23 protein-coding genes are annotated in these 20,788 nt (G+C 64.3%); all 23 read right to left on the reverse strand.

Annotation, left to right across the window (positions count from 1 at the left end):
* Positions 1–37 precede the first annotated feature (37 nt).
* Positions 38–1,255, reverse strand: coding sequence for a c-type cytochrome biogenesis protein CcmI (ccmI, locus tag C7I36_RS06570; RefSeq protein ID WP_106452926.1), 1,218 nt, complete (start codon positions 1,253–1,255; stop codon positions 38–40).
* A gap of 1 nt (position 1,256) precedes the next feature.
* Positions 1,257–1,721 carry a cytochrome c-type biogenesis protein gene (locus C7I36_RS06575; RefSeq protein ID WP_425445034.1) on the reverse strand — a complete coding sequence of 155 codons (465 nt, stop codon included), beginning with the start codon at positions 1,719–1,721 and terminating at the stop codon, positions 1,257–1,259.
* Positions 1,722–1,724: 3 nt separating this feature from the next.
* Positions 1,725–2,258, reverse strand: a complete 534-nt coding sequence (locus C7I36_RS06580) for a DsbE family thiol:disulfide interchange protein (protein ID WP_106452927.1) — start codon at positions 2,256–2,258, stop codon at positions 1,725–1,727.
* A complete protein-coding gene (locus C7I36_RS06585) occupies positions 2,255–4,213 on the reverse strand; it encodes a heme lyase CcmF/NrfE family subunit (protein WP_106452928.1) in 1,959 nt (652 codons plus the stop codon). The genes C7I36_RS06580 and C7I36_RS06585 overlap by 4 nt, the downstream gene beginning before the upstream one ends.
* Positions 4,210–4,704, reverse strand: a complete 495-nt coding sequence (ccmE, locus tag C7I36_RS06590; RefSeq protein ID WP_106452929.1) for a cytochrome c maturation protein CcmE — start codon at positions 4,702–4,704, stop codon at positions 4,210–4,212. The genes C7I36_RS06585 and ccmE overlap by 4 nt, the downstream gene beginning before the upstream one ends.
* Positions 4,701–4,907: a heme exporter protein CcmD gene (gene ccmD, locus C7I36_RS06595; protein ID WP_106452930.1), complete on the reverse strand. Its 207-nt coding sequence runs from the start codon at positions 4,905–4,907 to the stop codon at positions 4,701–4,703. Before ccmD ends, ccmE begins: the two co-directional genes overlap by 4 nt.
* Positions 4,897–5,643: a heme ABC transporter permease gene (locus C7I36_RS06600; protein WP_106452931.1), complete on the reverse strand. Its 747-nt coding sequence runs from the start codon at positions 5,641–5,643 to the stop codon at positions 4,897–4,899. Before C7I36_RS06600 ends, ccmD begins: the two co-directional genes overlap by 11 nt.
* Before the next feature lie 87 nt (positions 5,644–5,730).
* Positions 5,731–6,399 carry a heme exporter protein CcmB gene (ccmB, locus tag C7I36_RS06605; protein ID WP_106452932.1) on the reverse strand — a complete coding sequence of 223 codons (669 nt, stop codon included), beginning with the start codon at positions 6,397–6,399 and terminating at the stop codon, positions 5,731–5,733.
* Positions 6,396–7,028, reverse strand: a complete 633-nt coding sequence (gene ccmA, locus C7I36_RS06610) for a cytochrome c biogenesis heme-transporting ATPase CcmA (RefSeq protein ID WP_106452933.1) — start codon at positions 7,026–7,028, stop codon at positions 6,396–6,398. Before ccmA ends, ccmB begins: the two co-directional genes overlap by 4 nt.
* Positions 7,029–7,162: 134 nt before the next feature.
* Positions 7,163–7,570 carry a DUF2802 domain-containing protein gene (locus C7I36_RS06615; RefSeq protein WP_106452934.1) on the reverse strand — a complete coding sequence of 136 codons (408 nt, stop codon included), beginning with the start codon at positions 7,568–7,570 and terminating at the stop codon, positions 7,163–7,165.
* A complete protein-coding gene (locus C7I36_RS06620) occupies positions 7,570–8,058 on the reverse strand; it encodes a chemotaxis protein CheW (RefSeq protein ID WP_106452935.1) in 489 nt (162 codons plus the stop codon). The genes C7I36_RS06615 and C7I36_RS06620 overlap by 1 nt, the downstream gene beginning before the upstream one ends.
* 20 nt (positions 8,059–8,078) lie before the next feature.
* Positions 8,079–8,816, reverse strand: coding sequence for a chemotaxis protein CheW (locus C7I36_RS06625; RefSeq protein WP_106452936.1), 738 nt, complete (start codon positions 8,814–8,816; stop codon positions 8,079–8,081).
* Entirely contained in the window at positions 8,813–9,598 is a 786-nt protein-coding gene (locus C7I36_RS06630) for a ParA family protein (RefSeq protein ID WP_106452937.1), read from the reverse strand. The genes C7I36_RS06625 and C7I36_RS06630 overlap by 4 nt, the downstream gene beginning before the upstream one ends.
* The gene (locus C7I36_RS06635; RefSeq protein WP_106452938.1) at positions 9,595–10,461 is read right to left on the reverse strand and encodes an OmpA family protein; all 867 of its coding nucleotides are present in this window, start codon (positions 10,459–10,461) and stop codon (positions 9,595–9,597) included. Before C7I36_RS06635 ends, C7I36_RS06630 begins: the two co-directional genes overlap by 4 nt.
* On the reverse strand, positions 10,458–11,201 hold the full coding sequence (locus C7I36_RS06640; RefSeq protein WP_106452939.1) for a flagellar motor protein: 744 nt from the start codon (positions 11,199–11,201) through the stop codon (positions 10,458–10,460). The genes C7I36_RS06635 and C7I36_RS06640 overlap by 4 nt, the downstream gene beginning before the upstream one ends.
* 1 nt (position 11,202) lies before the next feature.
* Complete coding sequence (locus C7I36_RS06645) at positions 11,203–12,336, reverse strand: protein-glutamate methylesterase/protein-glutamine glutaminase (RefSeq protein ID WP_106452940.1); 1,134 nt, start codon at positions 12,334–12,336, stop codon at positions 11,203–11,205.
* A gap of 28 nt (positions 12,337–12,364) precedes the next feature.
* Positions 12,365–14,374 (reverse strand): chemotaxis protein CheA, encoded by a 2,010-nt coding sequence (locus tag C7I36_RS06650; RefSeq protein ID WP_106452941.1) that lies wholly within the window; start codon positions 14,372–14,374, stop codon positions 12,365–12,367.
* Between the two features lie 9 nt (positions 14,375–14,383).
* Entirely contained in the window at positions 14,384–15,133 is a 750-nt protein-coding gene (locus tag C7I36_RS06655) for a protein phosphatase CheZ (protein ID WP_106452942.1), read from the reverse strand.
* A 12-nt stretch (positions 15,134–15,145) separates the two neighbouring features.
* Positions 15,146–15,517, reverse strand: coding sequence for a chemotaxis response regulator CheY (gene cheY / locus C7I36_RS06660; protein ID WP_425445035.1), 372 nt, complete (start codon positions 15,515–15,517; stop codon positions 15,146–15,148).
* A gap of 140 nt (positions 15,518–15,657) precedes the next feature.
* Positions 15,658–16,383 (reverse strand): RNA polymerase sigma factor FliA, encoded by a 726-nt coding sequence (locus C7I36_RS06665; RefSeq protein WP_106452944.1) that lies wholly within the window; start codon positions 16,381–16,383, stop codon positions 15,658–15,660.
* The gene (locus C7I36_RS06670) at positions 16,367–17,254 is read right to left on the reverse strand and encodes a MinD/ParA family protein (protein ID WP_106452945.1); all 888 of its coding nucleotides are present in this window, start codon (positions 17,252–17,254) and stop codon (positions 16,367–16,369) included. The genes C7I36_RS06665 and C7I36_RS06670 overlap by 17 nt, the downstream gene beginning before the upstream one ends.
* Positions 17,247–18,632 carry a flagellar biosynthesis GTPase FlhF gene (gene flhF / locus C7I36_RS06675; protein WP_106452946.1) on the reverse strand — a complete coding sequence of 462 codons (1,386 nt, stop codon included), beginning with the start codon at positions 18,630–18,632 and terminating at the stop codon, positions 17,247–17,249. Before flhF ends, C7I36_RS06670 begins: the two co-directional genes overlap by 8 nt.
* 16 nt (positions 18,633–18,648) lie before the next feature.
* Positions 18,649–20,745, reverse strand: coding sequence for a flagellar biosynthesis protein FlhA (flhA, locus tag C7I36_RS06680; protein ID WP_106453054.1), 2,097 nt, complete (start codon positions 20,743–20,745; stop codon positions 18,649–18,651).
* Between the last annotated feature and the right edge of the window lie 43 nt (positions 20,746–20,788).

Consider the following 20,788-nt stretch of genomic DNA (forward strand, 5'->3'; position numbering starts at 1 on the left):
TGTACCGGCGGCCGGCCGGAGCGGCCACCGGAAATCGTCACAACGGGGTATCTATCATGACCCGGATACGGCTGTCCTCATCCGTGCTGAGTACGCCGCTGCGGCCTTCCCAGGCGTTGGTCGAGTCCGCCACATTGCCGCTCGGGGCAATGCGGGCCTTGATGATCACCGCTTCTCGGCTGCTCATGTTGTTGTCCGGTACCATGGCGTCGGCGTTGGACAGGGTAATGGTCAGCGGAAAGGCCGGCTGCTCGATGCGCCGGGCCACCAACGGCATTTCCCCGCCGGCCGCGTCCACCGCGAACACGAACAGTACCGCGCCCGGATGATAGGGCACCGAGCTGGAGGTATTGATTTCCACCTCGTAGCGCGGCCCGGACACCGGCGTCACCTCGGCCACGGAGAGCTGTTGCTCGGCAAAGGCGATGGAGCGCTCTATCATGGCGTAGCGGGGATTGTCCGGTGCCATCCGCTCCAGCATTTGCTGCCAGCGGGCCATGGCCAGGGCGTAGTCATCCTGCTGCAGCGCCATAAAGGCGTACACCGACCAGGCCTCGAGGTTGTCCGGATGATCCCGCAGCACATCGCGCACTATCTGCTCGGCACGCAGGCTTTCGCCGGTCATGGCCAGCGCTTCGGCGTAGGGCACCAGCACGGCGCCCGGATCGTCGGTCAGCTTGAGCGCCTTGTCGAGGGCATCCCGGGCGGTTTCCCCGTCGCGCATTTCCAGCGCCAGCCGCCCCAGCAGCAGCCAGCCGCGATAATCGTCCCCGTCCTGGTGCAGCCGGGTACGCAGCGCCAGCATCAGCTCGCGCACGTCCTGGTCGGTCACGCTGTCGTCCGGCTCCACCAGCACCCGGCGGGACAAATCCGCCAGTTGGCCGGATACCTGCTGCCATTCGGCGACCTGGCGGTGGGCACCCAGCTGCCAGTAGGCGCCGTAGCTGAGCAGCACCACCAGCACCACCGCCGACAGCCAGACCAGGGGGCCGGCACCGGCATCCCGCGCCTGGCGCGCTTCGGGCACCACGTCGTCGAGCAGGCTTTTCTGCAGCTCCCGCTGCAGCGATTCATCGTCCTCCAGCAGGCCGAGCTCGCTGTCCTGGGCCAGTTCGCGCAGCCGCTGCCGGTACAGGCGGGTGTTGAGATCGTTGCGGCTTTGGGTCGACTCGGCCCGGCCGCGGATCAGGGGCAGCACTATAACCAGTGCCAGCAGGGCCGTCAGGGCGGCACTGAAGATCCAGAATAAGGTCATGTCAGTTCTCTTTGTCTTTGTTCAGCAGGCGGGCCAGACGGGCACGTTCTTCATCGCTGAGTTCCTCCCCGCTCCCGGCACCGGAGCGCTTGCGGGTTCGCACCAGCACCACCGCCAGGCCAATCAGGATCACCAGCACCGGGCCGATCCAGAGGATCAGGGTGGAAGCCATCAGCGGCGGCTTGTAAAGGATGAAATTGCCGTAGCGGGCCACCATGTATTCGATGACTTCCTGCTTGCTGCTGCCGGCGACCAGCATGTCATAGGTTTTATCGCGCAGATCCTTGGCCAGCTCCGCATTGGAGTCGGAGATGTCCTGGTTCTGGCACTTGGGGCAACGCAGCTCCCGCACCAGTTCGCGAAACGCCTGTTCCTGCGCCGGATCCTCGAACTCGTAAACATCAATGGCCGCCTGGGCCGGCGCCAGCCAGAGGGCGGCGGCCAGCATCATGATTCGCATCAGCATGGTTTACTCCATCCGCTCGAAGATGGGCTTGAGGGTCTGCTGCCACACCTGGTCGTTGACGTCGCCCACGTGGCGATAGCGGATCACACCCCGGCTGTCGATCAGGAAGGTTTCCGGCGCCCCGTACACCCCGAGATCCAGCCCCAGCATGCCGCGCGGATCGTACAGATCGATGGCATAGGGATTGCCCAGGTTCTTCAGCCAGCGCAGGGCCTTGTCCCGTTCGTCCTTGTAGTTCATGCCGATGATGTAGATACCTTCCTTCGCCTTCAGCTCGTTCAGGTACTCATGTTCGGCATAGCAGGTCGGGCACCAGGTGGCCCAGACGTTGAGCAGCATGGGCTGGCCGGTGAAAATGTCCTTGCTGTGCTGCTTGTCGAGATCGTGCAGATCCTGCAGGGTGAACTCGGGGATCGGCTGGTCGATCAGCACCGATTCCAGTTTGGTGGGATCCGAGAACAGCCCCTTGTACAGAAAGACGCTGGCGCCCAAAAACAGCAGCAGCGGAATGGACAGGATCAGGATGCGGCGGTTCATGCGGTCTCCTCCCCGGCCTGGCGACGGCCGAAACGGTAGCGTTTGTCGACGATGGCGATGGCGCCGCCGATGGACATCAGCAGGGCCCCGAACCAGATCCAGCGCACAAAGGGTTTGTAATAAAGACGGATGGCCCAGGCGCCGTCGTCCAGCTCCTCGCCGAGGGCGGCATAGAGATCCCGGGTGAAGCCCGCGTCGATGGCCGCTTCGGTCATGGGCATGCGCTGCACCACATACATCCGCTTTTCGGCACGCAGCTCGGTCAGCGGCCGGCCGTTCCTGGCCACGCTGATCACTCCCTTGAAGCCTTCATAGTTGGCGCCGTCCGCCTCGCGGATGCCCTCGAAGGTGAAGGTGTAATCGGCGAAGGTGACGCTGTCGCCCTTGGCCATGCGCACGTCGCGCTCGATGCTGTAAATCTGGGTGCAGGCAATGCCGATGATGGACACCGCCAGGCCGATATGGCCGAGGATCATGGCCCAGTGGCTGTTGCCGAGCTTGCGCACCCCGGTCAGGAAACCATGGCGGTGGGTGGCCCGGATCCAGGTTTCCTGCAGGCTGGTGATGGTGATGAATATCCCCAGGCCGATGCCCACGGCCGCCCAAATCTCAAAACGCTCGGCAAACCACCAGGGCAGCAGCACCCCGAGGGCCACGCTCGCCAGCAGGGCGAACAGCAGCTTGCCATTGATCTCTTTCATCTGCTGGCGGCGCCAGCGGAACAGGGGACCGGCCCCCAGCAGCAGGGCAAAGGGAATGATCAGCCAGGCATAAAGGCTGTTGAAGAAGGGCGCGCCTATGCTGATGCTGCCCAGGCCCAGCTCCTTGTGCACCAGGGGCAACAAGGTGCCAATCAGCACCACCAGCAGGCCGGCCATCAGCACGATGTTGTTGCCGAGCAACAGGCTCTCCCGGCTGGCCAGCTCATGTTTGCCGTGGCTTTTGACCTCGGCGCCCTTGATGGCATAGAGCAGCAGTGAAGAGCCCACCACCAGCAGCAGGAACACCAGGATAAAGAGCCCGCGGGTAGGATCGGAAGCAAAGGCATGCACCGATACCAGCACCCCGGAGCGCACCAGGAAGGTGCCGAGCAGGCTGAGGGAGAAGGCCAGTATGGCCAGCAGTACGGTCCAGGCCTTGAAGGTGGCGCGCTTTTCGGTCACCGCCAGGGAGTGGATCAGTGCCGTGCCCGCCAGCCAGGGCATAAAGGAGGCGTTTTCCACCGGATCCCAGAACCACCAGCCGCCCCAGCCGAGCTCATAGTAGGCCCACCAGGAACCCAAGGCTATGCCCAAGGTCAGGAAGATCCAGGCAGCCATGGTCCAGGGACGGGACCAGCGGGCCCAGGCGGCATCCAGCTTGCCGGTCATCAGCGAGGCGATGGCGAAGGCGAAGGCCACGGAAAAACCTACATAACCCATGTACAGCATGGGCGGATGGAAAATCAGCCCCGGATCCTGCAGCAGCGGGTTGAGGTCGCGGCCGTCCACCGGAAAATAGGGCAAGGTGCGTTCAAAGGGGTTGGAAGTCAGCAGTACGAACAGCAGAAAGCCGATACCCACCATGCCCATCACGCTCAGCACCCGGGCCACCGCATCCAGCGGCAGGGCGCGGCTGAAGCGGGCCACGGCGGCGGTCCAGCCCGCCAGGATCAACACCCACAGCAGCAGCGAACCCTCATGGGCGCCCCACACCGCCGAAATCCGGTATTCCAGGGGCAGCAGGCTGTTGGAGTTGGAGGCCACATAAAGCACGGTGAAATCGTGATCGATAAAGGCCCAGGTCAGGCAAAGGAAGGACACCAGCAAAAAACCGAACTGGGCATAGGCCAGGGGCCGGGCCAGCAGCATCATCCGCACATTGCCCCGGGCGGCGCCGAGCAGCGGATAGATGCTGAGCACCACGGTCGCCGCCAGGGCCAGGATCAGGGTAAATTGGCCTATCTCGGGGATCATGAACGGCTCCCTTTCAGTTGCTCTTCCGTGTACTCGGGCTTGAAGTGCTCCATCCCCTTGAGCGCTTCCGCCACCTCCGGCGGCATGTATTCCTCGTCGTGCTTGGCGAGCACTTCGAAGGCATTGATGGTGCGGGCGTTCTCCAGGGTACCCTGGGCCACTATGCCCTGCCCTTCCCGGAACAGATCCGGCAATATGCCCTCAAACTGTACGGTCACCTTCTCGCCGCCCGCGTCCACCAGATCGAAGCTCACCCTGAGGCTCTGCTGATCCCGCGACACCGAGCCCGGCACCACCAGGCCGCCGATGCGCAGGCGCTGGCCCACCTCGGGCTTGATCTTGTCCTTGCCCTTGCCCTGTACCAGCTCGGTGGGGGTGTAGAACAGGTCGATATTCTGCTGCAGGGCGTAAAGTACCAGGCCGGTCATCACCGACAGGCCCACCACAACGGCGATCAGCAAGGTCATTCGCTTCTTACGTCTTGGGTTCATAAGGTGTTCTCCAACTGTTGGGCGGCCTTGCGACGGGCGGCCCTGGCTTGTTTCTGTTTGACCTCGCGCAGCAAGCGTTTCTTCGTTGTTATGGTGGCCACCACCAGCCCGATCAGGGCCAGCAGGGTCACGGCAAAGGACAGCCAGACATAAAAGCCGTAACCGCCCATGGCCCAGAATGCAGACCAGCTATCAAATTTCATCCTGTTTCTCCGCCATGTTCAGAACCCAGGGCCGGTGCGATTCGCGCCGGATCAACTCATTGCGCAGCCGCATCAGGGTGACCGCGCCCAGGAAACAGATGAAGGCAAAAATCATGACAAGCAAAGGCCAGAGCATGTCGTTGGAAATGGACGGCTTGGCGAACTTGGTGATGGTGGCGCCCTGGTGCAGGGTGTTCCACCACTCCACCGAGTAGTGGATGATGGGCAGGTTGATGACCCCCACCAGCGCCAGTATGCCGGCGGCACGCCCCGCCAGCACCTTGTCGGAAATGGCGTTGTACAGGGCAATCACGCCCAGGTAGAGAAACAGCAGGATCAGCTCCGAGGTCAGGCGGGCGTCCCACACCCACCAGGCGCCCCACATGGGCTTGCCCCAGGCGGCGCCGGTAAAAAGCGCAATAAAGGTAAACACCGCGCCCACCGGCGCAATGGCGGCCACCGCCATGTCGGCGGTCTTGATCTGCCACACCAGGCCGATAAAGGCAGCCACCGCCATAGAGGAATAGGCGCCCATGGACATGATGGCGGAGGGCACGTGGATATAGATGATGCGAAAGGCATCGCCCTGCTGATAATCGGCGGGGGCGAAGGCCAGGCCCCACACCAGGCCGACGGCGAAGGAAACCACGCTGAAAACCGCGAACCAGGGCAACCAGAGCCCGGCCAGCCGGTAAGCCTGCTCAGGCTTGGCATAAGGGTGTAACCATTTCCACATCTTGCTCACAGACCTTTTTTATACTACGGATGAGTTAGGCGGACCTAAGATACCCCAAATCCGCCGCCCGAAAAACCTTTGCCCGGCCTAGTTCACGCTCACCCTGAGCGCCGCCGCAATGGCAAAGGGCGCCAGGGTCACGCTGCCCGCCAGCATGGCGCCCAGTATCGCCAGCTGGCCGTTGTAGGGCACGCTCAGGGTGGCGGCCTCTATTGCCGAGGTGGCGAAAATCAGCACCGGAATATACAGCGGCAGGGTCAGCAGGCTGAGCAGCACGCCGCCCTTGCCGATGCCCACCGTCAGCGCCACCCCTATGGCCCCCAGCAGGCTGAGGATGGGCGTACCCAGCAACAGGGTCCAGAACATGCCCCAGAATCCGGCCAGGTCCAGGCTCAACAGCACCGCCACCAGCGGCGACAGCAGCAACAGCGGCAGGCCGGTCAGCAGCCAGTGGGCCAGCACCTTGGCCAGCACCAGTACCCCCAAAGGACAGGGCATAAGCATTAATTGTTCCAGGGTACCGTCGATATAATCGTCCCGGAACAGCCGCTCCAGCGCCAGCAGCGACGACAGCAGCGCCGCCACCCACACGATACCGGGGGCGATACGCGCCAGCAGGGCCGGCTCGGGACCCACGCCGAGGGGAAACAGGGTGATGACAATCACGAAAAACCACAGGGGATTGAGGATATCGGCGCGCCGGCGCAGGGCCGACACCAGTTCGCGGCGGACCACGCCGCCAAACATGCTGATCATGGGGTCTCCTCCGCGCCAGGGGTCAAATGCAGGGTGCGCGCCCGGTCCGCGCACAGGTTGAGGTCCTGGTGGGTGGTGATCAGCACCATGCCGCCGGCGTCGGTGTGCTCCAGCAGCAGCCGCTCCAGCACCTTGACCCCGTGCTTGTCGATGGCGGTGAAAGGTTCGTCGAGGATCCACAGGGCGGGCCCGCCCAGCCACAGCCGGGCCAGGGCCACCCGCCGCTTCTGGCCCGCCGACAACTGCCCAGCGGGCTGATCTTCCAGCCCGGCCAGGCCGACCCGGGCCAGCACCTGCCACAGGTTGGCCTTGCTGCCCGCATGGTGCATGCGGCGGAAAAAGGCGAGGTTTTCAAAGGCGGTCAGTTCGTGTTTGATGCCCGCCTGGTGCCCCAGGTAGAACAGTTGCTGATGGTAGCTGTCCCGGCACTGCTCGATATTTTCGCCGGACCAGCGTACCTCGCCGGCATAGGGGCGGGACAGGCCGGCCAACAGCCGCAGCAGGCTGGTCTTGCCGACCCCGTTGGGACCGGCCACCTGCACCAGATCGCCGGGCGCGACGGTTAACGACAACTCGCTGAACAGGGTGCGTTCTTCGCGGACACAGGTCAGGGCGCGGGCTTCAAGCATAAATCGGTGTTCAGGCCATGAAAAATGGGCGCCAGTCTAGCACATGGCGCCCATGATGGCCTTAAATTAACCCGCCGGGACAGGAAATTCTCGCCCTTTATTGCGCTGGCGCAACAATCGGGGCCGTCCTCGCGTTAGTCCTTGATTTTATGCAGGGAAAGCATCAATTCCGCCTCCGCCCTCGGCATCTCGCATTCGGCCATGATCTCCTCGATGTCGGCGCCCAGCTGCACCATGCGCGCGGCACGGCTGTACAGCTTGCTCTGGGGATCCTTGAGCGCCAGCTCCTGCTGCTGCTCGCTCAGCCGGCCCAGGATGGCGGCCAGCTCGGTCAGCTTCTTGCCCATGCCGATGCTGCCCGCCTGCAGCTCCTCCAGCTCCTTGCGATAGCTGTCCCGGCTGCGGGTCAGCTCGCGCATCAGCCGGCTCATGGCCTCCAGCTTGCGCTGGCTGACCCGCCACATGGACCAGGCCACCAGCAAGGCGAACATGGCCAGCGCCAGCGCCGTCAGTGCCAGCAGGAATGCGGGATCGAGCCACATTACAGCTGACCCAGCTCGTCCCATTCGTCATCCGACAGCAGCTTGTCCAGATCCACCAGGATCAGCAGCTCCTGTTCGCGGTTGCACACGCCCTGGATGAAGCGGGCACTTTCACTGGTGCCCACATTGGGCGCGCTTTCGATTTCCGAGGACTTGAGGTAGACCACCTCGGCCACGCTGTCGACCAGGATGCCGATCACCTGCTTTTCCGCCTCGATGATCACGATGCGGGTGTTGTCGGTCACTTCGGCCGGCGGCAGCCCGAAGCGCAGCCGGGTGTCGAGCACGGTAACCACGTTCCCGCGCAGGTTGATGATACCCAGCACATAGTCGGGGGCGCCGGGCACGGGTGCGATATCGCTGTAACGCAGCACTTCCTGCACCTGCATCACATTGATGCCGTAGGTTTCGTTATCCAGGCGGAAAGTGACCCATTGCAGCACTTCCCCCTCGGCCAGATTTTCCGCTACATTGCGATGACTACTCATAGACCCACCCTTATGTCTACTCAGACTTGTTGTCCGTCGATGTTCTTGCCCTGCTCCAGCAGCTCAATCAGCGCATCCACATGCAGCAGGGCACACATTTTCTCTTTTACCATGCCCGCCAGCCAGGGACGAGTGCCCGGCTGGGAGCGCCACTTTACCTGATCCCGGTGCAGCAGGGCGGTGCCCTTGAGCTGGTGGCAGGCCAGCCCCCAGTTGCTCTCCCCCAGCGTCACCAGGTATTGATATTCTTCCTCGGCCCTGTGCCCGGGCATGGCCCAGCGGGCGGTGTCCACCACATAGAGCTGGCGCTGGCGCTCGGTCATCACCCCGGCGAACCAGTCCGGCTTGCCGAACAGGCTGGTCAGGCGCGAGACCTGATAAATCCCCCCCAGGTGCGTCAGCGGCACCGCAAAGGTCATCCCCGCCACCTCGAAGAACAGCGCCTGGAAACTGTTTTCGGTTTCCATGTTACGCCAGTTGCCGGGCGGCGGTCCGGACGGGGTCTGCAATACCGGATCGGGCTCACACACCGGCTCGGGGACGGGCTCGGGTGCCGGTGCCGATGCCGGCTCGGCCGCCGCTTCCTCTTCCTTCAGCTCGGCCACCCGGGCCAGCAGCATCTCCAGCGCCAGGCGCTGTTCTTCCTCGGCCGGATCCGCATAGGCCGGGGCGGCCCGTTCGGGGGCCGGCGATGGGGACTGTTCTTCCAGCAGCGCGTCGAAATAATCGTCCAGCGCGTCAAACTGACGTTTGTTCATAGCGGTTGTTCCACGCCCTCGAGCCGCCACAGGTAACGCAGCAGGGTCTGGTAGGCATACACCCCACGGCAGCCCTTGGCAAAATAAGAAGGTGGCTCATGGCGCAGGCTGGCATCGCGGAACTTGGTGTCCACCGGGATCACCGAACTCCACACATGATCGCCGTAACGCTGTTTCAGGCTTTCCAGGCTCTGCACCGAGGCCTTGGTGCGCTGATCATACATGGTCGGCACCACGGTGTAATTAAAACCGCCCTTTCTCGCCTTGTGCATCAGGTTGAAGGTGCTGACCATGCGCTCCAGGCCCTTGAGCGCCAGGAACTCGGTCTGTACCGGCACCAGGATGCGATCGCAGGCCGCCAGGGCATTGACCATCATCACCCCCAACACCGGCGGGCAGTCGATGATGGCCACGTCAAAGTCGTCCTGTACCTGTGCCAGCAGCCGTTTGAGCACCAGCCCCATGCCTTCGCGGCTGCTGGATGTGCGCTCCAGGGTCGCCAGGGAGATGGACGCCGGCAACAGGGTGAGACCCTCGAACCGGGTCTGCAGCGCCACCTGCTCGAACTCCGCCCGCCCCACCCGGGGCGCCAGGAAGAGATCGAACAGGGTGTGCGGCAGGGTGTCCGAGTCATAGTCCAGGTAGGCGGTCAGCGAGCCGTGCGGATCGGTGTCGATCAACAGCACCCGCTTGTTGCGCTGGGCCAACAGGCCCGCCAGCGAGACCACCGTTGTGGTCTTGCCGACGCCACCCTTCTGATTTGCTACCGTCCATACAATCACGATTCGTCCTGCCTTGTGCTGATGCGGATGCCCCCGGAAGGCAATTCGAATACCCCGAGCGCACCGTCGTCCTGATCCGTGGCCAGGGGGCGGGATGGCAGTGCGGCCGGCGCCTGCCACTCCCGGTTGGATACCGCGATTTCCACCCGCCGGTTGGTCGCCCGCCGGGCCTCGCCGCGCCCCAGATCCAGGGGCCGGGTGCTGCCGAAGGCTTCCAGCGCCAGCCGGGCCGGTTCGATGCCGTTGTGGCCGAGCCACTCCAGCACCGCCCTTGCCCGCTCCGCCGACAGCTGCCAGTTGGACTGGTACAGCTCGTTGCTCACCGGCAGGGTGTCGGCGTAGCCGCGCACCCGGATATAGTGGTTGCCCTGTTGCAGCACCGGCGCCAGGGCCGACAACAGCGCCTCGCTGGCCGGGCGCAGCAGGGCACTGCCGCTGGCGAACAGCAGGGCGCCGTCCAGCTCCAGCACCAGCCAGTCCTCCTCCCGGGTAAAGCTGATCAGGCGCTGGTCCACCAGCGGCTGCAGCCGTTCCGACAGCCGGGCCTCCAGCAGGGCAAGAAATTCGGGATCCAGCGGGGCCTCGCCCGGCTGGCCCGGCGTCGGCGTGGACGGTTCGCCACCCAGGCCGATCACCGCCAGTCCCTGCTGGTGGCCCAGGTTGCCCGCCGGCTCCCCCGCCAGCCGCTGCACCGCCTGCTGCATGCCCTCGGAGAGCTGCTGGCGGCCTTCGCCGCGGCTGACGTGCAGCGCATACAGCACCACGAACAGGGCGAACACCAGGGTCATGTAGTCGGCATAGGACACCAGCCAGCGCTCCAGCTCGCCGTGTCGCGCCGGGGCCGGCAGGCCGCGCCGCCTCATGAGTGCGGCTCCCGGTACTGGCCCAGCTGGCGGCTCACCGTCAGGCTGTTTTCGCCCCGGGCAATGGCCAGCAGGCCGACACAGGTCAGCTCCCGGTAGCGCAGCTCCCGGCGATGGAGGGCGCGCAGCCGGTTGGCCACCGGCAGCAGCAGCAGGTTGGCCAGCCCCACCCCGTACAGGGTGGCGACAAAGGCCACCGCGATACCGGCGCCGAGCCGGGCCGGATCGTCCAGGTGCGACATCGCCTGGATCAGTCCCAGCACGGCGCCGATAATGCCGATGGTCGGGCTGTAGCCGCCCATGGCCTCGTATACCCTGGCTTCCTGCTCGCGCTGCTCTTCCAGCCGGTCCAGCTCATGATCGAACAGCCGCTCCAGCGCCTGGGGCTCGGTGCCGTCCACCAGCCATTGCAGGCCCTGGCGGGTAAAGGTGTCGAGGCTGTCGTCGTCGAGCCGGGCTTCCAGGCTGAGAAAGCCCTGCTGGCGGGCCTCGCCGGACCAGCGCAGCAGGCGGGCGGCCTGCTCATGAAAGGGCCAGTCGGGCTCGCGCCACAACCGCCCCAGTGCCAGCCCGGCGGCCCGGCACTGGGGCCAGGGCGTTTGCAGCGCCACCGCCCCCAGGGTGCCTCCCGCCACGATCAAAAAGGCCGGCCCGTCCACCAGTCCCCACAGGCTGCCGCCGTGCCACCACTGGGCCAAGGCGATACAGAACAGGGCGAGCAGCAGGCCGGCCAGCGCCATCTCAGGATACCATTTCGTTGACGATGGCCTCGCCAATCAGCGGCAGCGGCAGGGATTCGCTGGCGATGCCGGCCTTGGCCACCGCCTGGGGCATGCCGTAGACCACGCAGCTTTCCTCATCCTGGGCCCAGATACTGGCCCCCTGCTCCTTGAGCAGGCGGGCCCCTTCCCGGCCATCGGCGCCCATGCCGGTCAGCACCACCGCCAGCACATTGCCGCCGTAAATCTTGGCGGCGGAGGCAAAGGTGATATCGACACAGGGCTTGTAGTTGACCTTGTCGTTGCCATCCAGGATGCGGATCCGGGCCGCCCCGGGGCGGCCTTCAAACATCATCTGCCGGCCGCCGGGCGCCAGGTAGGCATGGCCGGGACGCAGCACGTCGCCGTCCTCCGCTTCCTTCACCCGGATCTGGCACAGGCCGTCGAGCCGGGCCGCGAAGGCGGTGGTAAAGGTACCCGGCATATGCTGGATCAGCACAATGGGATGGGGGAAATTGGCCGGCAGCCGGGTCAGCACCGTCTGCAGCGCCACGGGTCCGCCGGTGGAGGTGCCGATGGCCAGCAGCTGGTAGCTCTTGCCGCTGCGCCGGGGCAGGCTGCGTCGCTCGGCGGGCGCCGCCGGGGCCGGGGTGGCCACGGTCGTGCGGGACTCGAGCGGGCTGCGCCCGCGCAGGGACGACAGCGGCCGGGACGCGCCGGCAGAGGTTGCCGGGGCCGGCGAGCGGGGCAGCAGGGTGCGGCGGCGGGCAATGGCTTTTACCCGCTGCTGCAGCAGTTGCACCGCCTCTTCCTTGCTGCGGGCAATGTCCTCGAAGCGCTTGGGCAGGAAGTCCATGGCTCCCGCATCCAGCGCGTCCAGGGTCGCCCGGGCGCCGTCGTGGGTCAGTGAGGAAAACATCAGCACCGGAGTCGGCGTGGCCTTCATGATGGCGCGTACCGCCGTAATGCCGTCCATCACCGGCATTTCGATGTCCATGGTGATGACGTCGGGGCGCAGCGTTTTCGCCTTCTCCACCGCCTCCTGGCCGTTGGCGGCGGTATCCACCACCGTCAGCAGGGGATCCTGCTCCAGGATTTCACTCACCCGGCGGCGAAAAAAGCTCGAATCGTCAACCACCAATACCCGAATAGCCATTTTTATTATCGTGCTCCCTTGTTGTTATTCAGGCGTAGCGGCGGGCGTACGCCTTGATCAGGCCGGCGATGTCCAGGATCAGGGCAATGCCGCCGTCGCTGGTAATGGTGGCGCCGGCCATGCCCGGGGTGCCGTGCAGCAGCTGGTCGAGGGGCTTGATCACCACTTCTTCCTGGCCGATAAGGCCGTCCACCACAAAGCCCACCTGCTGGTTGCCGATCATGACGATCACCACATGGCCCTGCTCCTTGCGCTGGCGCCTGGAGCCGCGCAGCAGCCAGTCCTGCAGGTAAAACAGCGGAATGGCCCGGTTGCGCACCACTATGGTGAGCTGGCCGTCGACCATGCTGGTGCGGGTCAGGTCCAGGTGGAAAATCTCGTTGACGTTGGTCAGCGGCAAGGCGAAGGTCTGTTCGCCCACCAGCACCATCAGGGTCGGCAAGATGGCCAGGGTCAGCGGCACCTTGATCTGCAGCCGGGTGCCCTTGCCCTTTTCCGAGTCGATGAAAATGGAGCCGTTGACCGAACTGATGCCGGTCTTGACCACGTCCATGCCCACGCCGCGCCCGGAGACGTCGGTGATTTCGGTCTTGGTGGAAAAGCCGGGGGCAAAAATCAGGTTGTAGGCTTCGTTGTCGCTCATGCGGGCGGCGCCGTCGGCGTCGAGGATGCCCCGCTTGATGGCGATGCCCTTGAGTTTTTCCGGATCCATGCCGGCGCCGTCGTCCTCGATGCCGAGCAGGATATGGTCCCCTTCCTGGGAAGCGGTCAGGCGGATCACGCCCTTGCGCGGCTTGCCGGCGGCCTCGCGCACCGCGGGCGGCTCGACGCCGTGGTCACAGGAATTGCGCACCAGGTGCACCAGGGGATCGGCCAGGGCTTCCACCAGGTTCTTGTCGAGATCCGTGTCTTCCCCCGACATTTCCAGCTCGATTTCCTTGTTCATGCTGCGCGCCAGATCGCGCACCACCCGGGGAAAGCGGCCAAACACCTTCTTGATGGGCTGCATCCGGGTTTTCATCACGGCCCCCTGCAGGTCGCCGGTGACCGCGTCCAGGTTGGTCACCGCCTTGGTGATTTCCTCGTTCTCATGGCCGGACTGCAGGCTCAACAGGCGGTTGCGCACCAGCACCAGCTCGCCGACCATGTTCATGATGCTGTCGAGGGTGCGGGTATCGACCCGCACCGTGGTGTCGGCCTGGGCGGGCTGGGGCGCGCTGGGCCGGGCCGGCGCGGCGGCGGGCGCTTCGGGGCGGGCCGCCGGCGCGGGCGCCGGGGCCGGAGAGGGCTCCTGGGCGGCGGCGGAAGGCCCCTTGCCGGCGCCGTGCAGCTGGTCGAGCAGGGCTTCGAACTCGCTGTCGTCAATCAGGTCGTCGCCGCCGGCCGATACCGGGCCGGCCTGCGCCTCAGGCTCCTGCTGGGGCACACCGCCGTGCTTGCCGGCGCCGTGCAGTTGATCGAGCAGGGCTTCGAATTCGTCGTCGGTAATGTCGTCGCTCTGGCTGGCGGCATCGGCGGGGGCGTCCGGCCCCAGCTCGTCGAGCATTTGCCGGTATTCCTGCTCGCTGAGGGCGGCGATGGAATCCTCCCTCGCCGGCTCCGCCTCGGCGGGCACGGCGGCCGCGCCCGGAGCCACTTCCCCGTCCTGCTCGGGCGTGCAATAAAAGCCCAGCTCCTCCAGCAGGCGGGGATCCGCCGGGGTCGGTTCCCGGCGGCTCTGGATCTCGGCGAACATGCTGTTGACCGTATCCAGCGCCCGCAGGATCACGTCCATCAGCTCCGAGGTCACCCGGCGCTGGCCGGTACGCAGGATATCGAACACGTTTTCGGCTTTGTGGCAGGTATCCACCAGCGCCGTCAGGGACAGGAAGCCGGCACCGCCCTTGACGGTGTGGAACCCCCTAAATATCGCATTGAGCAGGTCCTTGTCGTCGGGCTGCCTTTCCAGGGTCACCAACTGTTCCGACAGCTGCTCCAGGATCTCCGATGCTTCAACCAGAAAATCCTGCAGAATATCCTCGTCTACCTCAAAGCCCATGCTCTCTCCTTAGAATCCCAAACTGGACAACAGGTCGTCGACCCCGTCCTGATCAGAGACCACATCGTCACGATGTTCTTTATTGATGATCGGCCCCTCGGCGGTAATGGCCGATTTGGCGACCTTTTGCTGCTCCGGCTTGATGTCTTCCATCCCCGGCAGCCGGCCGAAGACCGACAGTATTTCCACCAGCTTGGCTTCCACTTCCTGCACCAGGTTGATCACCCGCCGGATCATCTGGCCGGTCAGGTCCTGATAGTCCTGGGCCATCAGGATCTCGGTCAGCAGCTGGCGCAAGCGCTCGGCGTCCTGCTCGGAGTCAAGCAGGAAGTCGTTGAGCTGGAAGCACAGCTCCTTGAACTTGTTCAGTTCCAGCTGGCGCTGCATCAGCCCCTGCCAGCCCGGCATCACCTGCTGGATGCGGTCGTTGAGCCGGTCGGCAATGGGCAGGCTGGCTTCCACCGCGTCCATGGTGCGGTTGGCGGCCTTGTCGGTCATGTCGATGACGTAATTGAGCCGCTCCTTGGCATCCGGGATTTCGCTTTCCGCCAGCTCGGGCAGGCGGGGATCGTTGCGAAATTCCTGCAGGGAATCGTGCAGCTGGCGGGTCAGTTGCCCGACCTGATCGAGCAGGCTGCGCGCCTGCGGCATGCATACATCGGCAAGATAACGATCGGCTTGCTCCTGTTCGCCACGCTCGAGCATGGCAACCAGCTCTCTGGCCTGCTCCAGGCTGATTAAACCTTGTTGTTCTGCCATGACGACGCCTTATTATCCGATTCTCTCGAAAACCTTCTCGAGCTTTTCCTTGAGGGTGGCGGCGGTAAAGGGCTTGACCACATAGCCGTTTACGCCGGCCTGGGCGGCGGTGATGATCTGCTCGCGCTTGGCTTCGGCGGTAACCATCAGCACCGGCAGGTGCTTGAGTTTGTCGTCGGCACGAATGGCCCGCAGCAGGTCGATGCCCTGCATCCCCGGCATGTTCCAGTCGGTGACCACGAAATCGAAGTCGCCATTCTTGAGCATGGGCAGGGCGGTAAGGCCATCGTCGGCTTCATGAGTGTTATTGAAGCCCAGATCCCTGAGCAGGTTCTTAATAATCCTGCGCATGGTGGAAAAATCATCCACGATGAGGATTTTCATGTTCTTGTCCAACCTTTTCCTCCTATAAGCCGAACCAACAGCCGCTGAACATGACAGGTATTCTTCGCCTTGCCGGTCCGGAAACGACCGGCAAGGGAGCAGGATATACTATCACGCGATAATTAACCTATTGTCAGGCCTCAATTTTGCCAATCCCTGAGGCGGGATTTAAGGCGGTGCATGGCCTGACTGTGGATCTGGCTGACCCTGGACTCGGAAACCTCGAGGATCTGGCCGATTTCCTTGAGGTTGAGTTCTTCGTCGTAGTACAGGGACAATACCAGCGCCTCGCGCTCGGGCAGGGTCTTGATGCCCGCCGCCAGCGCGCGCTGAAAACGCTCCCGCACCATGCCCTCGAACGGGCTGCCCGGACGCTGGTCCTTCTCGATATGAACATCGATACCGGACTCGAATTCTTCAATGCCGAGGATCTTGCCGTTGCTGACGTCGGCCAGCATGGCGTGGTATTCCTCGATGCCGACGCCCATTTCCTCGGCCACTTCCCGGTCGGTGGCCGGGCGTCCCTCGCGCCGCTGCACCGCCGCCATGGCATCGGTGATCTGGCGGCTGTTGCGGTGCACCGAACGGGGCACCCAGTCGCCGCGGCGGATCTCGTCGAGCATGGCACCGCGGATGCGGATACCGGCAAAGGTTTCGAAACTCGCCCCCTTGCCGGCATCGAAATTGCGCGCCGCCTCCAGCAGCCCGATCATGCCGGACTGCACCAGGTCGTCGAGCAGCACACAGTCGGGCAGCCGCGCCAGCAGGTGCTGGGCAATGCGCCGCACCAGTCCCGCATGCCGTTCCACCAGTACCTGGGGACCTTGCTGCCTGGCATAGGCCAGGGCTTTATTGACTCCGGACATCCTGCTCCACGATCGGACGGCTCAACAGTTTTTCGATAAAGAATTGCAGGTGGCCACCGGCCTGCTGGGGCACCGGCCAGGTCAGCGCCCGGGCCGCCAGGGCCCGGATCGCCACCGACGCCGGCGACTGGGGATACTGGCTGACCACCAGCGCCTGGCGGCGCACCGCCAGGCGGACATTGCCATCGAAGGGAATGCAGGCCACCAGCTCCAGGTTGGCGTCGAGGAAGCGGTCGGTGACCTTGGTCAGCCTGGCGAACAGCTCCTGGCCTTCCCGCTGGCTGCGCACCATGTTGGCCACGATTTTGAACCGGTACACCCCGAAGTCCCGGGACAATATCTTGATCAGGGCGTAGGCGTCGGTAATGGAGGTCGGCTCGTCGCACACCACCATCATCACCTCCTGGGCCGCCCGGGAGAAACTGAGCACCATGTCGGAAATACCGGCGGCGGTGTCCACCAGCAGCACGTCGAGCGGCGTCTTCATTTCGCTGAAGGCGCGGATCAGGCTGACGTGCTCCAGCGGCGACAGCTCGGTCATCGACTGGTTGCCCGAGGTGGCCGGCACTATCTTGATGCCCTGGGGCCCCTCCACCAACACCTCGTCCAGGCTGCACTCGCCGCGCAGCACATGGGACAGGTTGCGGTTGACGCGAATGCCGAGCAGCACGTCCACGTTGGCCAGCCCCAGGTCGCCGTCGAGCACCATGACCCTTTTCCCCAGCGCCGTCATGGCCAGGGCCATGTTGAGGGTGATATTGGTTTTGCCGACACCGCCCTTGCCGCCGGTGACCGCGATAACCTGCACTTTATTGTCTGATTGATGCATAAGCCGCAGCCCGCTCGCCTGGTCCTGATACCAATTATTCATAAAAATTCGCATCCTCCTGATCCGGTTCGAAAGTGTCCCAGAAATAGGGATCTTCCCGGCGCTGCTCTATGGTGCCCAGCGCCTGTCGTACCAGTCCGGCAGGATCCGCCAATCGCAAGTCTTCCGGCACCCTCTGCCCGTCCGTGATGTAGCTTACCGGCAGGCTGTTCTGAATACTTACATCGATCACATCGCCCAGGGACAGGCTTTCGTCCAGCTTGGTCAAAATACAGCCGGCCAGGGGGATCCGCCGGAAGTGATCCACCGCCTCCTGCAGCACCCGGCGCTGGGCGGTCGCCGGCAGCACCAGGTAATTGCGGATCTTGATTTTGTTGTCGCCGACCAGGGTATCGAGCTGCTCGTTCAGGCGCATGTCCCGCTGCCCCATGCCGGCGGTGTCAATCAGTACCAGCCGGCGATGGCGCAACTGGTAAAGTACCTGGGCCAGCTCCTGGTAGGTGCGCGCCTGCTTGACCGCCACGCCCATGATGCGGCCATAGGTCTGCAGTTGTTCATGGGCCCCGATGCGGTAATGATCGGTGGTGATCAGGGCCACCTGCTCGGCCCCGTAACGGCCCACGAAACGGGCCGCCAGCTTGGCAATGGTGGTGGTCTTGCCCACCCCGGTGGGGCCGAGCAGGGCCACGGCGCCGCCCTGGCGCAGGATATCGTCCTCGCCCGCCACCAGCTGTTCGGTCAGGGCCGCTTCAATCTGCTCCCAGGCCTCGTAGGGTGCCGAGCCGGGCAAGACCCGCATCGCCAGCTGGTCGGCCAGGCCGTCGGTAAAGCCCAGGTCGTGCAACTGGCGGATCACCATGGCCCGTACCGGCTCGCTGCGCTCCACTTCCTGCCACATCAGGCCGGACAGCTGGTGCTCGAGCAGGCGGCGGATGCTGGCCACTTCCTGGCGCATGTCGGCCAGTTGCTTGTCCTTTTCCCGCTCTTTGTCGCGGCCTTCGCGCCGTTTGTCGCGCCGCCCCACGTACTGCTCGGGAGCCGGCGCCTCGGCGGCCTGGCTCCACAGGGGCGACGGCTGGCCCAGGGAAGGCTCGACCCGTTCGCCCTCGGCCTTTTTTTCCTGGCCGCCGGCAAACTGGGGAGCGCTGCGCATCAGCAAGGCCTGCAGGCTTTCGGCCTGGGCCTTGCCGTCCAGGGGGATGGCCTGCTGGCGGGCATGCGACGAGATATTGACACTGTCTTCGGTTAAATGGCGCCGGCCGGGCACCGGCGCCAAATCTTCATCGTCCACCGCCGCCACAATCTCGATGCCGCCGGTGACCTTTTTGTTGGACATGATGACGGCGTCGGGGCCCAGTATTTCTTTCACCTCGGTCAGCGCCGCGCGCATGTCCTTGGCAAAAAAACGCTTAATCTTCATTCGGTTCTCCCCCCTGCTACTGTTGGCCTATGGACGCCACAATGCGGATTTGACGGTCATCAGGCACTTCCTGATAGGACAACACCCGCAGACTGGGAATAGTATGTTTCACAAAACGCGCCAGCGTGGTTCTGAGCATGCCGGATGTCAGCAAAATCGCCGGCTGCCCCTCCAGCTCCTGGTTGGCGGCGGCCTGGGCCAGGGACTGCTGCATCCGCTCGGCCAGGCCCGGCTCGATACCGCTGCCCTGGGCGCCCCCCGCCTGCAGCGAGTTCTGCAAGATTTGTTCCAGTTCCGGTGCCAGGGTGATCACCGGCAGCTCCCGCTCGGTACCGGCAATCTCCTGCACCATAAATCGGCGCAGCGCGATACGGCAGGCGGCGGTCAGCACCTCCGGATCCTGGCTCTTGGGCGCGTACTCGGTCAGGGTCTGCAATATGGTGCGCATGTCGCGGATGGTTACGCCCTCGTGCAGCAGGCTTTGCAGCACCTTGGTCACCAGCGCCAGCCCTATGGTGTTGGGTACCAGATCCTCCACCAGCTTGGGCTGGGTGCGGCCGACCTGGTCGATCAGGTTCTGCACTTCCTCATGGCCCAGCAGCACGGAGGCATTGTTGGTCAGCAACTGGCTGAGGTGGGTCGCCACCACGGTGGCCGCGTCCACCACTGTGTAGCCCACGCTCTGGGCCTGCTCAATCTGCTCCTTGGCAATCCAGGTCGCCTCCAGGCCAAAGGCCGGGTCCCGGGTGTCGATGCCGGTAACGGTGCCGAACACCTGGCCCGGGTTGATGGCCAGCTCCCGCTCCGGATAGATGTCCGCCTCCCCCGAGCTGACCCCCATCAGGCTGATGCGGTACTGGTTGGGCCCCAGTTCCAGGTTGTCGCGAATGTGCACGGCGGGGATCAAAAAGCCCAGCTCCTGGGACAGTTTCCTGCGCACGCCCTTGATCCGGCTCAGCAATTCACCGCCCTGGGCCTGGTCCACCAGGCTTATCAGCCGGTAACCCACTTCCAGGCCGATGGTGTCCACCTGGCTGACGTCATCCCAGCTCAGATCCCGCTGCTCGTGGCCCAGCGCCGGCACCGGCTGCTGGGCCGGATCCGCCGCCTGCTCCTGCTGCTCGCGGCCCCGCTTGTGCAGCCACCAGGCGCCGGCGGCGGCCAGGCCGCCCAGCAGCAGAAAGGCAAAATGGGGCATGCCGGGCACCAGGCCCATGGCGATCAGGATACCGGCGGAAATGGTCAGTGACTTGGGATTGTCGAACAACTGGCCGAGCATGGCCTGGCCCATGTCTTCCCGGGTGTTTTGCCGGGTAACGATAATGGCCGCGGCGATGGACAGCAGCAGGGAAGGAATTTGCGCCACCAGGCCATCGCCGATGGTCAGCAGGGTATAGACCCGGGCCGCCTCGCCGAAGGGCAGGCCGTGCTGGGCCATGCCGATGATAAAACCGCCGATGATGTTGATAAACAGGATCATGATGCCGGCGATGGCATCGCCTTTGACAAACTTGGAGGCACCGTCCATGGAGCCGTAGAAATCCGCCTCCCGGGTCACCTCGTCCCGGCGGGTACGCGCCTCTTCCTGATTGATAAGGCCAGCGTTGAGGTCGGCGTCGATGGCCATCTGCTTGCCCGGCATGGCATCCAGGGTAAAGCGGGCGCTCACTTCCGAAATCCGTCCCGCCCCCTTGGTGACCACCACGAAGTTGATGATCATCAGGATAAGGAAAACGATAAGGCCCACCGCGTAGTTGCCGCCGATCACCACGGAGCCGAAGGCTTCAATCACGTTGCCGGCCGCGTTGCCGCCGTTGTGGCCTTCCAGCAGCACCACCCGGGTCGAGGCCACGTTCAGCGCCAGCCGCAGCAGGGTGGCCACCAGCAGCACCGTCGGAAAGGCGGCGAAATCGAGCGGCCGCTGGGTATACACCGCCACCAGCAGCACCACCAGGGCAAGGGAGATATTGAAGGAGAACAGCACATCCAGCAGCAGGGGCGGGATCGGCAGCACCACCATCGCCAGCGCCGACAGCACCAGCAACGGCGTGCCCATGCCCTTGTGAAACCGTGACCACTGTTTTGCCTGAGAAAGCCTAGCCCTGAATTCCATTACCCACTGACTGCCGTAAAAATCGATGCCGGTAATATGCAAA

Source organism: Zobellella taiwanensis (assembly GCF_003012795.1).
In the GTDB taxonomy this organism is placed as follows: domain Bacteria; phylum Pseudomonadota; class Gammaproteobacteria; order Enterobacterales; family Aeromonadaceae; genus Oceanimonas; species Oceanimonas taiwanensis.